Here is a 15326-nt window from a genome sequence, read left to right on the forward strand (position 1 = left end):
TATTACTCCTTTAACCATTTAGCTGCTTCTATTGCATAATATGTTATTATCATATCTGCTCCTGCTCTTTTCATAGAAACTAACATTTCTAAAACAACAGCTTTTTCATTAATAAGTCCTGCATTAGCCGCTGCCTTTACCATTGCAAATTCACCACTTACATTATAAACACAAATTGGTAAATCTATTCTATCTTTAGTTGCTCTAACTATATCTAAATAAGGCATAGCAGGCTTAACCATTATTATATCAGCACCTTCTTCTATATCCATTTCTATCTCTCTAAGTGCTTCTCTACCATTAGCAGGGTCCATTTGATAAGTCTTTCTATCTCCAAAGTTTGGAGCTGAATGTGCAGCCTCTCTAAAAGGTCCATAAAAAGCTGAACAATATTTAGCTGCATAACTCATTATAGCAACATTTTCATACTCATATTTATCTAAAATATCTCTTATATAAGCAACTCTACCATCCATCATATCAGAAGGCGCAACCATATGTGCTCCAGCTTTTGCATGGGATAATGCTATTCTTCCTAACTTTTCTAATGTTGAATCATTATCAACATTTTCCCCATCTAAAATTCCACAATGCCCATGACTTGTATATTGACACATACATACATCTGTTATCACATATAACTTTTTAGAAATCTCTCTTATTTTTCTTACAGCCTTTTGAACTATTCCTTCATCGCTATATGCTTCTGAACCACATTCATCTTTATGTTCTGGTAATCCAAATACTATAACACCTTTAATTCCTAAATCTTCAACTTCTTTTATTACTTCATCTAATCTATCTATAGACCAATGATAATTGCCTTGTAATGATGATATTTCTTCTTTTATGTTTTCTCCTTCTACTACAAATATTGGGAAAATCAAATCATTAGCTGTTAATGTATTTTCCCTTACTAAATCTCTTATTGCAGAATTTGCTCTTAATCTTCTACCCCTTTTGATCACTAAATTCACCTTAACTTTCTTTTAAACTTTTATATATATTCACTATTTCTTCTAAGAAACCATCTTCTGAATGTTTTTTACACATATAATTATCTATATTTCTTTCATTTAATGCTTTAGATGTTTGTGGTCCTATAGATATGTTTCTTTTTTCTTTTATTTTATCTTCACCAAACATGCTAATCATATTTTTTACTGTACTTGGACTAGTATATAACACAAAGTCTACTTCTTCAAAAGCCCTAGTATTTTTAACATCACCACATTTAGTATCGTATGTATTTACTCTATGAACTTCTAAGCCTAGTTTTTCTATTTCATCTTTTAAATATTCTCTACTAGCTGAAGAACATGGTATAAGAACCTTCTCTCCCTTTTGTAAATAAGGACTTAATGCTTTAAATAATCCTTCTCCTACAAACTCTCTAGCCATAATAAATTCTACTATACCACGCTTTTGTAAAGCCTTTCTAGTTGCTTTTCCTACTACTGAGAATTTTGCTTTTATGTTTCTTATATCATACTTCTTTTCTATCAAATAATCAAAAAACATATTTACTCCATTAACAGAAGTTAAAATAATATGATGGTATTTATCTAAATTATCTACGTATGGTGCTAAATTTTCTTTAGTTCCTTCAATTTTTATAGAATTTATTTCTGTAACTTCTGCTCCAAGCTCTCTTAATTTATTTTTAAGATTAGATGCTTGCTTTCTAGATCTTGTTACACATATATTTACTCCAAATAAAGGTTTCTCTTCATACCAAGATAATTTTTCATTTAATTCTACAACTTCTCCAACCACTATAATACATGGTGATTTAAGCTTTGCTTTTTTAACTTTTTCTTCTATGTCTTCTAAAGTTCCTATAACTTTTTTTTGCTTAGAAGAAGTTCCTCTCATTACCACAGCAGTTTTAGTTGTTTTATCTTTTCCATTTAAAATTAAATTTTCAACTATTTTATCTAAATTACTAAGTCCCATCATAAAAACTAAAGTACCTTTTTCTTTTGCTAAAGCTTCCCAATTAATATTTAAAACTCCAGCAGTCATTCCAGTTACTATATGGAAACTTTGAGCCATACCTCTTTGAGTTATAGGTATCCCTGCATAATTTAATACTGAAATAGGTGATGTTACTCCTGGTACAACTTCAAACTCTATATTTTCTTCTACTAATGCAAGGACTTCTTCCCCACCTCTTCCAAAAACATAGGGGTCTCCACCTTTAATTCTACCTACTATATGGCCTTTCTTAGCCAAGGAAACTAACATTTCATTAATCTCTTCTTGTGTTTTATAATGACATCCTGGCTCTTTTCCACAATAATAAATCTCACAATCCTCTGAAAGATAATTCAATATATTATTTGATACCAATCTATCATATAATACTGCAGTACATTTTTTTAACACTTCTACTGCTTTTAACGTTAAAAGTTCTTCATTTCCAGGACCAGTCCCGATTATATATGCTTTACTCATTGATATCCTCCTAAATTGATAAAATCTTTTCAGCTAATTTTATTCCAAGTTCAATATTATCTTCTTTATTTCCAATGATATCTTTTTTAATTATTTTCCCATTAACACTAAAGGTACCTATCATATATAAATCATTACCTTTTATTTCTGTATAGGCTCCTATTAAAGTATGGCATCCTCCATTTAAAGCTTTCATAAAACTTCTTTCAGCATCTACTGTTATTCTAACCTCTTTATTATCTAAAGCCTTAAAATATTCATTATAGGAACCATCTTTTACACATTCTATTCCTAATGCACCTTGACCTATAGCTGGTAAAAATATTTTAGGATCAAAATAATCAGTTATAATATTTTCCATACCTAACCTTTTTAGGCCTGCACCTGCTAATATTATCCCATCTAGCTTTTCTTGCTCCATCTTTAAAAGTCTTGTTTGAACATTTCCTCTTATTGAAACTATCTCTAAATCAGGTCTTATTTCTTTAAGCTGTGCTGCCCTTCTAATGCTACTTGTTCCAACTTTTGCACCTAGTTTTAAATCATTAAATTTAACTTCATTAGGAGCTATAAATGCATCTCTTATATCTTCTCTTTCTGGCATTGCAATTAATTCAAATTCTTCTGGAAGTTCAAATGGAACATCTTTCATACTATGCACTGCTGCATGTGCTTCTTTATTTAGCATTGCTAATTCTATTTCTTTTACAAATAGTCCTTTGCCACCTATCTTATTTAAAGAAACATCTAATCTTCTATCGCCTTCTGTTACAACTAATAACTTTTTAGAAGCTATACCTTCCTTTTCTTTTATTAAATCTATAACTCTATCTGCTTGCACTTGTGCTAATTTACTCTTTCTAGTTGCAATAATTAATTCCATTACTTCACCTCTATTTTTATTTGTATAGTTCTTTTACTAACTCTCCATCAAAAAACATTTTTAATACTAATTTATCCTTTTTTTATTATATATATACTTAAAATCTTCTGTACATACAAAATCTATAATATCTTTTTTATATTCTTCTATTTTCTTTGCATTATTTCTTATCTTAGAAGAGTATTCTATAAAATCATCATATCTTTTTAATATATTTAAAGCTTCCTTAGCAACTAACAAAGAGCCTTTAGGATTACCCATTTTTGTGCTTATAGCAATATTTAAACTCTTGCTTTCTCTTTGTACAGGAATAATAGCTATTCCTTTTTTAAAATTAGTGGCATTAACATATATTTTAGTTTCATCATTACAATGCTTCTCTATTCTCTCTATTAATTTATCGTCATTAATAGCGATTACTATAATATGTTTATCTTTTATAAATTCTTTTTTATAGTCACCATAAACTAACTTTAAATTTTTATCTTGTATATTAATTAAATTCTCATTAAAGCTTTTTGATATAACTTCAACATAGCATCCCTTATCAACGAAGCTTTTAGCTTTAATTACAGCAGCTCTTCCACCACCAATGATACCAACCTTTAATTTTTTAGACATTAATGATATATATGTATAATTTAGATCTAGATTTGAAATATCTTGTTTAATATTCTCAGACATTCTTCTTCACTACCTTTTAGCTTTTCTTCTTTCAATACTTCTATTGCTCTATTTACATAAGCATCAGAAGTACTTTTTATAAGTACATTAGCAAGCTTAATATCATTTGGGTTTTTACATTTATGAGAAAATGTCTTACATCTTTCCTCTACAACTTTACTTCCTGATATTTTTAATTCTTTAATGTTATTAGCTATACCCCTTAGAGTTTTCCACTCTAAATATTCTTTTATATATTGATGAGGTATATATTTAAAATACTGCATACGTTCATCTCTTAACTTTTTATTTTCATCATCTATAGAACTAATATCATCTATATCCAAAAGTTCGATTCTTTCATAATCTTTTACTTTTTCATCTACATCTCTTGGTACCGCTAAATCAAAAATTATAATCTTATTTCCTTGCTCTTTTATATGTTTCTTTTCAATTATTAAATGTGGTGCTGAAGTACATGAAATAACACAATCCATTTCATTTACTATTTCTCTACCGTCTGTATAATTCATTACTCTTACTCTTGGATCATCTATACTTTCTATCTTCTCTACATTTCTAACTACTAAATTTAATGAATATATATTATGAGATAATGCATATTTAACTACTAATTTCCCTACTTCTCCATAACCTATCACCATAAACTTTTTAGCATTTCTATCCATAGCATCATTTACTGCTATGGATGAAGATGATACTGGTATCTCGTATAATCGACCTTCTGTTCTAAATTTTTTCCCACATGTAATTGCATCTTGAAATAACCTTTGTAACTCTAATTTAACAGCGCCCATTTCTAATGAATTTTGATATGCTGTTTTTATTTGTCCCAAAATTTGATCTTCTCCAAGTATTCTTGAATGGAATCCACATACTACTTCCATTAAGTGTTTTACCGTCTCTTCTTCATCTAAATAGAAACAATATTCTATTAGATTTATATCCCAATTAAATATCTCAAAAACCTTTTTTAATCCTTCTTCACCTGATAAAGAACCATTAAAATAAATTTCTGTTCTATTACAAGTACTTATTATTACTACTTCATCAAAGTAATTTAAAAGCTCTTTTGTATAAATTTCTTGTTTCTTTGCATGTAATGCTAACTTTTCTCTAATTTTTATATCTATATTTTTTTTAATTCCTACTAGTTGTATCATAAATTTCGCTCCTAAACTTTGACTTAATAATATATTTTCTTATATTTACCTCTTACTTAGAGTATCTATAATAAATATTATTATACTCTTTTTTACCTTAATTTTCATAACAGTTTTTTATATATTTTAATTAAGACCGCTATTTTTTTAATAGCGGTCTTAATTAAGGAATTGTATGTAATTTTATGGGTGAAATTGTATATTAAAATATTAAAACATTTTTTATAATTAATCCAATATTTATTTCTTATAATTATCATAACTATAACACTATATAAAAGTTATAATTTCTAATATTTTATTCCACTCCAATATACATTCTCATTTACTTTGGCTTTATCTGAAAGTTTTATTCCTTCTAAAGCCCATTTCTTAAACTCCATAAATCCTGTTCTGTCAATTATATATCCTATATGCTCTTTTCCACCTGGAGCTGTTCTGTCTATATATTGCTCTACATATTTATAAGTATTTAATATTATTTTTATAATACTTTCTTCATCAATCCATATTATAAAATCTTCTCCAAGTCTTGGGTTTTTCTTTCCCGTTCTACCCATTATTGCTAATCTATAATATTTCTCTTTGCTTCTTGTCCAAGCCCCAGTAGGACAATTTATAACACATTCTCCACAACCTATACATTTACTATGATTTCTAACTGGTCTATAGTTTTCTGCATGTAATGCTTCAGTTGATTTTTTCTTACAAGCTCTAACACAAGCTCCACATGATATACACTTATCTTTATCAAATTGAGGTTCTGTCATTCCTATAATACCAAAATCATGCATTCTTGCTTTAATACAATCATTAGGACATCCTGTTAATGCAATTTTAAAATGTAAATCATTTGGGAATATTTCTTTTTCTATCTTCTTTGCAAAGTTAGTTGTATTGTAATTTGCAAAAGGACAAACATTATTTCCTATACAAGCTGATACATTTCTAGTTCCAGCTGAAGTGTACCCCTTACCTGGAATTTCTTGATTTATTTCTAAACCTTCTATTATAGGTTGAATTAATTCATTTACTTTTTCCATATCGTTCATATCTATTCCTGGTATTTCAAAACCCTGTCTAGTTGTAAGATGAACTGATCCATTACCATACTTTTCTGCAATTTCTTGAATAAGTCCTAGATATTCTGCTTTTAAGAATCCACCTGGAACTCTTATTCTTGAAGCTGTTAGACCTCTTTTCTTTGTAACTCTAAAAGCATTCTTTTTTAGCTTTTTAGTATTGATATCCATAGTAAATCCTCCTAGTCTATTAATTCTTTTCCTTTTGAATAATTAAATACTGGACCATCTAAACATATATAAGTATCATCTATTCTACAGTGACCACACTTACCTAGTCCACAGCACATTTTTCTTTCTTGAGATATCCAAATGCTGCTTTCCTTTATTCCAAGTTTTAAAAATTCTAAAACAGTAAACTTCATCATCATAGGAGGTCCTACAACTATAACTTGAACATTTTCAATATCCTTTATTTCTATTTCTGGAACATACTTTGTTACAAGCCCAACATTTCCTTCATAACCTTCTTCTGCTGAATCTACAGTTAATATAAAGTTCATGTTCTTTTTCCAAACTTCCATATCATCTTTAAATAATATATCTTCTGGTGACTTAAATCCTGATATTAAAGTAAAATTCTTTGCATCTTTTTGATTCTCAGAAAAATAGTCAACTATTCCTTTAACTGGTGAAAGTCCTGTTCCACCTGCAACTACTATAAGCTCTTTGTTCTTATAATTTTCTATATCGAATCCATTTCCATATGGTCCTCTTAAAAATAACTTATCTCCAACATAGTTGTTAAATATTTCACCAGTTACCTTACCAACTCTTCTAATTGTTAAATCTACATAATCCTTACCTATTCCACTAACTGATATAGGAGCTTCTCCAAACTTAGGAATTGAAACTTCAAAGAATTGTCCTGGCTTAACTTCACCTTCAAAAGCCATTCTAAATGTATATTCTATTTCTGTATGCTTAATTACATCTAATATTTCTGATATAAATGGAATATAATCGTTCTTACTCATTTACTTCACCTCATCCATAGCACTTTCTAGTTTATTTATACAATTTGAGAATGATATATATTCTGGACATATATCGTCACATCTTCCACAACCAACGCACATATGATATCCCCATCTCTTTTTATAATCATAAACCTTGTGAAGCACCTTATATCTCATTCTTTGACCTTTATCTTTTCTGAAGCTATGACCTCCTGCCATATCTGTATATCCATCTACTTGACATGAAGCCCAAACTCTTCTTCTTTCTCCTGCTTTTCCATTATCTTTGTAGAAAATATCTTGCATTGTAAAACATGTACAAGTTGGACAAACAAAATTACATCTACCACAAGCTATACATCTTTCTGAATATTCATTCCAAATTTTTGAATCCATAACTTTAAGTTCTAAATTATTTGGAATATTAATTTCTACTTCATTTTTTAAAACAAAATCTGGTTTTACTTCTAAATTTTCATCTATTAAAGGTAAAAATACTTTTTCTAGACTTTCATCCTTTAAATCTAAATAAATGTTTTCTTCAGCTAATTTTACATATGCATTATATTCATCTGTTTTGTTAGTTCCCATATTAACACAGAAACAATTATCAAAGCTTTCAGGACAACCTATTAAAATAAATTTAGCTTTTTCTCTTACTTTTTCATAATATGGATCTACAAATCCATTTCTTAAGTAAATATCATCTATTCTTTTTAATGAATGCATATCACAACTTCTTAAAAATATAAGTAATGATTTTTCTTCTACCTTAGCCTCTTTAACTTCATCTTCTGTAAAGAAAAATAATGTTTGAGTAATTGGTAAAAGTACTTCTTTATAAGAGAATTGAGATTTCTTTTCAAATTCTATCTCTTCTATTTTTGAAATTTCACCATATCTTACTATGTCTGTATCTGAAAATGTGCCTTTTCCTTCAAGAACCTTTGGAGCATATATTTTATATTCCTTTGAAAGTTCTTTTAAAGCAATATTAAAGTTTTCTAAGTTAAGCTTATATCCCATTTTAAACACCTCTTAGTTTGCTTTTTATCTCTTGATGATTGTTATTTAAATAACAACTTATAGTAGTTATTATAATTTCAGCACAAAAAAAAGACTGTGATAATTATCACAATCCTTTAAAAAAGTTTGAAAGTCTATCTCTATCCTTTACTAGAATCTTTTTATTTTTATGTATTATTAAATCTTCTTTTTGTAATATCTTTAAAGCTCTAGATATAGTTTCTCTTGGCATTCCAAACATATCTGCTAAATAAGTAACACTTATATTTAAATCAATTAAAACTCCATCTTCACTTTCTATTCCATAATCTTTAGCTAGTTTCCAAAGTTTTGCTGCAACCCTTTTTTCTACTTTAATTGGTGTAGAATTTTTCATTTGTCTATAAAGCCTTCTAACCTTTATTGCTAATGACCTTATAACTACTTTTGATAGTTGAAAATCAGTTTCCATTACTTCTATAAACTTATTTCTATCAAAAGCTAATACTTCTGCATTTTCAAAGACTTCACAATTAATAGAAGCAGGTAAATCATCTATAACTACTGCATTTATGATTTTATCTTTTCCCAATATAAATACTATCTTTTTTTGTGCAGATTCATTCATCTTATAAAGTGCTACTTTACCTGAATAAACAATATAAACTTTTTTAACTAAGTCTTTATCCCTAAAGATATGACTTCCTTTTAAATAACAATTAACATCTCCAATTGAACATAAATTCTCTATAGTGCTATCTGATACATTCTTAAAGATTTCCATACCACGTAGTTGTTCTTCTTTTATAGTTTTCATAATATCACCTTAATTTTTATCTTATTACTTTAACTATATATCAGGTATCTAGATTTGTATAGATTATTAATTAAAATATAGAAAATCAATTTATAATTATTGTATTGTTACATCTTAGAAATTAAATTATTATTGTGGTAATATATAGATATATTTTCACACTTTAATCTAGGAGGTTTATTATGGCTTTTTTATATAAACATGATTTATCAATTTCAAATACTCAATCTATGGTTGATATTACAAATATTCTTAATAAAGATTTACTAAATAGTTCTATATCAGATGGAATTATGGTAATTTATTGTCCTCATACAACTGCTGGCATAACTATCAATGAAAATGCCGATCCAGATGTTACTCGTGATATGATTTATGGGTTTGAAAAAGTTTATCCAACTATAGATTCAAAATATCGCCATTTTGAAGGAAATTCTCATGCTCACTTAAAATCATCTACTGTTGGTGCCTCTCAAACTTTAATTATTAGCAATGGTAAGTTAATTCTAGGTACTTGGCAAGATATTTATTTTTGTGAATTTGATGGTCCTAGAAATAGAACATTTTATGTAAAAATAATAGAAGGTTAGATTCACTTAGGGACTAGATAATTATTTCTAGTCCCTTTACATTTTAATTTTAATGTATTTCTTAAATACTTATTGGGAATAATTTAATTATCAATTTATTAAGGAGTTGGATTTATGAGAGTACCTAAACATATAGGAATTATTCCAGATGGTAATAGACGTTTTGCTGTATCAAAAGGATTAACTAAAGATAAGGGGTATTCCCTTGGTATTGATCCTGGATTGCTTCTATTTAAGCTTTGCCAAAAAGAAGGCATTAAAGAAATTACTTATTATGGATTTACTACTGACAATGCAAAAAGACCATCTGAGCAAAAAAAAGCCTTTATAGATGCATGTATAAAAGCTGTAAAACTCTTAACTCATGAAGATTGTGAAATACTAGTAATAGGCAATAATGAATCACCTGTATTTCCAAAAGAATTATCGGCATTTACCACAAGAAAAATCTTTGGCAGAGGTGGAATAAAAGTAAATTTTTTAATTAACTACGGATGGGAGTGGGATTTAAACTCATTAAAAGCTGCTGATATCAAAAGAAAAAATATAACAAATAATTTAAAATCTAATGACATCTCTAGAATAGATTTAATTATAAGATGGGGTGGCAGAAGAAGACTTAGCGGATTTCTTCCTGTTCAATCAGTTTACTCAGATTTTTATGTAGTTGATGACTTATGGCCAGACTTTAAGCCTAATCAATTTTATGATGCTTTAAATTGGTATGATAAACAAGATATTACTTTAGGAGGCTAGTTTTATGGTCTTTATAAGTACTGCTTCAATAAAAGTAATTCATCTAAACTTAACGTAAAAAAGTGGCTAATGCCTCTCTTTTACGTTAAATTTAAAATGTTTTCTATATCAACCTTAGGATCTCCACATTTTTCTATATCTATTATATTTAATCCACACTTTTTAATATAATATTTACGTATTAGATCCATAGATTTTAATATAGCTGAATGTATATCTATAGGCATATTATTTTCGTCTAATTCATACTTTTCTCTTAAATTTATAAATCTAGTTTTTTTAGAAACTTTAAGTCCTTCTAGGATATCTGTTATAAATGTATAATTTTTATCTATAAAATCCTTTATATTTTCTCTATCTTCACAAAAATAAGAAAGATTATAAACTATATCTGCATCAATTGATTTAAAGAATAACTTTAGATGCTCTGTATTGCCATCATATCTAATCACACTTACATTATTGCCTAATTCATCTAAAACTTTTTTAGTTTGCTCTTTTCTTATAACTATATATAACTCCGTATTATTTAAAATAAGGTATTTGCTGAAATATACCATAAACTCATCTATAGCACCTATCAAAACTATCCTCTTTCTCATTATATTCTCCTTAATTTAAATGCTATACTTTATTATATTAATTTACATAGAAAATGCCATTATTAATTTTATATCTCTTATGTCTCTTAAACTAAATTTCAAGTTCTTTTTTCTAGTCAAAAATAGTTATTGTTCTATCTAGAATTCCAGTTAAATAAGCCATTACTACTCCATAATTGGTTATAGAAACTTTTTTCTCTTTACATAAATTTATTCTATTCATTACAGTTTTTCTATTTATCATACAAGCTCCACAATGAATTATTAAGTCAAAATCCTCTATATTTTCCGGGAAATCATAACCTACTCTATATTCATAGTTAAGTTCTGCACCTACATACTTATTAATCATCTTTGGTACTTTAACCCTACCTATATCTTCATGAGATACATTATGAGAACAACTTTCTGAAATTAATATTCTAGAATCTTTATTTAAGCTACGAATTTTACTTGCTCCATCTATAAAAGAATCAATATCTCCTTTATGCCTTGCAAATAAAATTGAAAAACTTGTTAATTTTATTTCTTTTGGTACAATCTTATCTACCTTTTTAAATATTTGTGAGTCTGTTATAACTAAATCAACATCTTTAATATCTTCTAAGGCAGATTCTAATTCTGTATCTCTTACAACATAACTCTTTATTCCATGATCTAAACAATCTCTTATACATTGGACTTGTGGTAATATAATTCTTCCTTTTGGCGCTTCTGAATCTATAGGTACAACCAATATAACATTACCATTATAAGGAACTAAATCTCCTATTATAGGTAATTCTTCTTCATCTTCTTTTATTTTATTTACTATTTCTTCTTTTAGTTTTTCTACCCCTTCACCTGTATAAGTTGAAATTAAAATTGCATTACCAAACCTTCTTTTTATCTTTTCTATATTTTCAATACTTAACTTATCTATCTTATTTACAACAGTTATATACGGAATATTATATTTCTTAAATTGTAATTTCATTTTTTTGTATGCATCAATTTCTAAATCATCACTGTCTATTATATATAATGCTAAATCCGTTCTCTTTACTATATCTAAAGTCCTTTTCTCTCTCGTTTCCCCAAGAATAGTATTATCCATAAGTCCTGCTGTATCTATAAATAATACTGGCCCTACTGGAATTAACTCCATTGCCTTTGATACTGGGTCAGTAGTTGTTCCTTGAAGGTCTGAAACTAATGACACCTCTTGATTTAGTATCTTATTCATTAAAGATGACTTTCCTGAGTTAGTTTTTCCATATATAGCTATATGTTTTCTATTTGAATTTGGGGTATTATTCATAAGTAACCTCCTAAATTATAAATAAAAATCTCTTTCTCCTTTTTTTAACTTTTCTATATTATTTTTTACAAGCTCTCTAACATCATCTCTTTTAATATTTTCTATTTCTTTTTTAATAAGCTTTTCTGATTTTTCTAGTATATCCTTATCACCATAATCTAAAGCAAATTCCATTAGAGTCATCATTGCATTTGGCTCACATACATATTGAATATTTCCTGATTTGGCTAGTTTCATAAATCTTTCACCAGTTCTACCTTTTCTATAGCAGGCTGTACAATAGCTTGGAATATATCCATCATCTAAAAGTGCTTTTAAAACTTCTAGTGGAGTTCTTTCATCTGAGGTTTTAAATTGTGGAGTTTCTTTTCCTTCTTCTCTCTCTTTATATCCACCTACTCCAGTACTTGAGCCAGCACTTACTTGTGATACTCCATATTTTAATAATTCTTTTCTCATTTCCTTAGTTTCTCTTGTTGACATAATTATTCCTGTAAATGGTATTGCTATTCTTGTAATGGCAACTATTTTTTTAAACATGTCATCATCTAATAAATTAGGGAAACTTTCTAAATCCATTCCCTTTGCTTTTTTAAGTCTTGGGAATGAAACTGTATGGAAACCTACTCCATATTTTTCTTCTAAATGCTCATTATGAATCATTAAGGATAAAACTTCAAACTTAGGATCTGAAAGTCCGAACAATACTCCTCCACCAACATCATCTATACCTGCTTCCATAGCTCTATCAAAAGCAGTTAAATGATAATTATAATCTCCTTTTATTGATTTTGGATGCATTTTTTCATAAGTTGGTTTATGATATGTTTCTTGGAATAATATATATGTTCCTATATTAGCTTTTTTAAGCTTTTTATAATTCTCAACTGTTGTAGCTGCTATATTTACATTAACTCTTCTTATTTCTCCATTAACATTTTGAGTTTTATAAATAGTATCTAAACATTCTAAAACATATTCTATAGGTGCATTAACAGGGTCTTCTCCTAGTTCTAATGCAAGTCTTTTGTGTCCCATTTTTTCTAATATTTTAACTTCTTCTATTACTTCATCTTGTGTTAATTTTCTTCTCTTAAATTCATTACAATGTTGATACCCACAATAAACACAATTGTTTACACAATAATTACTAACATATAGTGGTGCAAAAATAACGACTCTCTTACCATATATTGAATTTTTGATATCACCTGCTATTTTAAATATCTCTTCTAATTGTTCTTTATCCTCTACTTGAAGTAATACCGCAATTTCTTTATGTGATAACCCTTTTCTTTCCTTTGCTTTTTCTAATATTTTTTCTACTTCACTTTTACTAACTTGCTTTGATTCCTCTAAAACTCTCTCTATATATTCACAATCAATAAACATTATTTAATCCTCCTACTCTCTTTAACCCAACTTATATTATCGCCCCTTGATACTTCAACTCTAAATCCAGCTTTTCTAATCCTTCCTTCTATACATATTCTACATTCAGCAGCTTCATCTCCTGTACATATCTTTCCATCATATAAAGAATATTTTTCTCTTACACTTGTTGGAGATAAATTAGGCATTACTACATTTCCTCCAGCTTTTAATCCTTTCTCTCTCCCCATAGGATCAATGCTACCTAAGGCTGTAGTTGAAGGTAGTAGTACATCAGGAAGAAGTAATCTTACTAATGCTAACATTGTAGTAGTTTTTTCTACTGTTCCAGCCTTTTCATCTTTAAGAGGTGTATCTTTATGTGGAATAAATGGTCCAATCCCACACATATGTGGTTCTAAATTTTTAATAAATAATAAATCACAAACTAAATCCTCATTAGTTTGATTTGGTATGCCAACCATAAATCCAGCACCTATTTGATATCCTATTTCTTTTAAGTCTTTTAGACATTTTCTCCTATTTTCAAAACTAGCTCCTGGATGTAACTCTTCATAAAGTTTTTTTGTTGCTGTTTCATGTCTTAAAAGATATCTATCTGCTCCTGCATCATACATCTTTTTATAAGACTCGTAACTTCTTTCTCCTAAAGATAATGTTATTGCATTATTAGGATATTTATTCTTTATTCCCTTTATAATCTCTATCATTTTTTCATCTGTAAAATATTCATCTTCTCCACCTTGAAGTACATATGTCTTGTATCCTAATCTATCACCTATATCTGCACATTCCATTATCTCATCATAAGTTAACCTATATCTATCTGCATTATTGTTACTTCTTCTAATACCACAATAAACACAATTTCTTTTACAAAAGTTAGTAAATTCAATTAGACCTCTCATATATACTTTATCACCATAAGTTTGCATTCTAATTTCATTCGCTTTTTGTATAAGATATTTCTTATCTTCACTTTTTAAATTATCTAGCAAAAATAATAGTTCTTCTTTACTGGCATTATTTTCTTTATAAAGTTTATCAATAATTCTTCTTATATTAATATTAATCACTCCTATATTTAAATTTCTATTTTAGATATAGCTGTCTTTACTGTTACACCGTTTATATTACCAAGCTTTCCTGTAAGACTATTAATATCATTTAGTTCTCCGACTACAGTTATTGAAATAACAGCTACCCCTTCTTCAAAAGGTATCCCCATTCTACCTCTTATGCTTCCTCTAAAAGTTGCTACTACTTCATTAAATTCCTGTTGGCATTTTGCCGGTTCTTCTAATATTGCACTTATTACTGCTATTTTTTTCATATACACTACACCTCACTTTTTATAAAAAAAAGCCTAGTTTTTCTCTCTCTAAAAGAAAACTAGACTTATTAATCTTAATTATATGAAAAATAAAGCTATTACACCTTAAATAAGGTTAGCTACTTTAATATCATATTCTTGAAATTATAAATCAACTTCAAATATAATTGAAGCTTCTTATCATTTTCTTTCAGATTAGATTACTCTTTTCCGTTAGATTTATTACATTAAAATTTAAGTCGCTATAAACAAATATAAAAAGATTTCTCTCTTTATATTTGAATATAATTTACTATCATATCC

At 28.0% G+C, this 15326-nt stretch carries 16 protein-coding genes; 2 read left to right on the plus strand and 14 right to left on the minus strand.

Translation table 11 applies throughout. The features are described from left to right. Nucleotides 1-2: 2 nt before the first annotated feature. From hemB to BTM21_RS08630, 9 genes are all read right to left on the minus strand, one after another. A complete protein-coding gene (hemB, locus tag BTM21_RS08590; RefSeq protein WP_021875105.1) occupies nt 3-968 on the minus strand; it encodes a porphobilinogen synthase in 966 nt (321 codons plus the stop codon). A 10-nt stretch (nt 969-978) separates the two neighbouring features. After that, nucleotides 979-2457, minus strand: a complete 1479-nt coding sequence (cobA, locus tag BTM21_RS08595) for a uroporphyrinogen-III C-methyltransferase (protein ID WP_021875104.1) — start codon at nt 2455-2457, stop codon at nt 979-981. A 10-nt stretch (nt 2458-2467) separates the two neighbouring features. Then, the gene (gene hemC, locus BTM21_RS08600) at nt 2468-3340 is read right to left on the minus strand and encodes a hydroxymethylbilane synthase (RefSeq protein ID WP_021875103.1); all 873 of its coding nucleotides are present in this window, start codon (nt 3338-3340) and stop codon (nt 2468-2470) included. Nucleotides 3341-3406: 66 nt separating this feature from the next. Continuing rightward, nucleotides 3407-4024 carry an NAD(P)-dependent oxidoreductase gene (locus BTM21_RS08605; RefSeq protein WP_096145412.1) on the minus strand — a complete coding sequence of 206 codons (618 nt, stop codon included), beginning with the start codon at nt 4022-4024 and terminating at the stop codon, nt 3407-3409. Then, entirely contained in the window at nt 3988-5187 is a 1200-nt protein-coding gene (gene hemA, locus BTM21_RS08610) for a glutamyl-tRNA reductase (protein WP_021875101.1), read from the minus strand. The genes BTM21_RS08605 and hemA overlap by 37 nt, the downstream gene beginning before the upstream one ends. 290 nt (nt 5188-5477) lie before the next feature. Continuing rightward, nucleotides 5478-6440 carry a sulfite reductase subunit C gene (asrC, locus tag BTM21_RS08615; protein WP_021875100.1) on the minus strand — a complete coding sequence of 321 codons (963 nt, stop codon included), beginning with the start codon at nt 6438-6440 and terminating at the stop codon, nt 5478-5480. Between the two features lie 11 nt (nt 6441-6451). After that, entirely contained in the window at nt 6452-7246 is a 795-nt protein-coding gene (asrB, locus tag BTM21_RS08620) for an anaerobic sulfite reductase subunit AsrB (RefSeq protein WP_021875099.1), read from the minus strand. Further along, nucleotides 7247-8254 (minus strand): anaerobic sulfite reductase subunit AsrA, encoded by a 1008-nt coding sequence (gene asrA / locus BTM21_RS08625; RefSeq protein WP_021875098.1) that lies wholly within the window; start codon nt 8252-8254, stop codon nt 7247-7249. A 106-nt stretch (nt 8255-8360) separates the two neighbouring features. Continuing rightward, nucleotides 8361-9050 (minus strand): Crp/Fnr family transcriptional regulator, encoded by a 690-nt coding sequence (locus tag BTM21_RS08630; RefSeq protein WP_021875097.1) that lies wholly within the window; start codon nt 9048-9050, stop codon nt 8361-8363. A 182-nt stretch (nt 9051-9232) separates the two neighbouring features. Between BTM21_RS08630 and BTM21_RS08635 the strand changes: the two genes are divergently transcribed. Together BTM21_RS08635 and BTM21_RS08640 are read left to right on the plus strand one after the other, a co-directional pair. Beyond that, complete coding sequence (locus BTM21_RS08635; RefSeq protein WP_021875096.1) at nt 9233-9640, plus strand: secondary thiamine-phosphate synthase enzyme YjbQ; 408 nt, start codon at nt 9233-9235, stop codon at nt 9638-9640. Nucleotides 9641-9754: 114 nt separating this feature from the next. Beyond that, the gene (locus BTM21_RS08640; protein WP_021875095.1) at nt 9755-10396 is read left to right on the plus strand and encodes an undecaprenyl diphosphate synthase family protein; all 642 of its coding nucleotides are present in this window, start codon (nt 9755-9757) and stop codon (nt 10394-10396) included. An 80-nt stretch (nt 10397-10476) separates the two neighbouring features. On the opposite strand, the gene BTM21_RS08645 is transcribed toward BTM21_RS08640, so the two are convergent. The 5 genes from BTM21_RS08645 to BTM21_RS08665 all read right to left on the minus strand — a co-directional run bounded on the left by BTM21_RS08645 (nt 10477) and on the right by BTM21_RS08665 (nt 15023). Next, entirely contained in the window at nt 10477-10998 is a 522-nt protein-coding gene (locus BTM21_RS08645) for a hypothetical protein (RefSeq protein WP_021875094.1), read from the minus strand. Between the two features lie 112 nt (nt 10999-11110). Beyond that, on the minus strand, nt 11111-12298 hold the full coding sequence (gene hydF, locus BTM21_RS08650) for a [FeFe] hydrogenase H-cluster maturation GTPase HydF (RefSeq protein WP_021875093.1): 1188 nt from the start codon (nt 12296-12298) through the stop codon (nt 11111-11113). Between the two features lie 15 nt (nt 12299-12313). Beyond that, nucleotides 12314-13690 (minus strand): [FeFe] hydrogenase H-cluster radical SAM maturase HydG, encoded by a 1377-nt coding sequence (gene hydG, locus BTM21_RS08655; protein ID WP_021875092.1) that lies wholly within the window; start codon nt 13688-13690, stop codon nt 12314-12316. Further along, nucleotides 13690-14751, minus strand: a complete 1062-nt coding sequence (gene hydE, locus BTM21_RS08660) for a [FeFe] hydrogenase H-cluster radical SAM maturase HydE (RefSeq protein WP_096145474.1) — start codon at nt 14749-14751, stop codon at nt 13690-13692. The genes hydG and hydE overlap by 1 nt, the downstream gene beginning before the upstream one ends. A gap of 23 nt (nt 14752-14774) precedes the next feature. After that, on the minus strand, nt 14775-15023 hold the full coding sequence (locus BTM21_RS08665; protein ID WP_079481191.1) for a TM1266 family iron-only hydrogenase system putative regulator: 249 nt from the start codon (nt 15021-15023) through the stop codon (nt 14775-14777). Between the last annotated feature and the right edge of the window lie 303 nt (nt 15024-15326).

This window comes from Clostridium chauvoei (assembly GCF_002327185.1).
GTDB lineage: Bacteria > Bacillota > Clostridia > Clostridiales > Clostridiaceae > Clostridium > Clostridium chauvoei.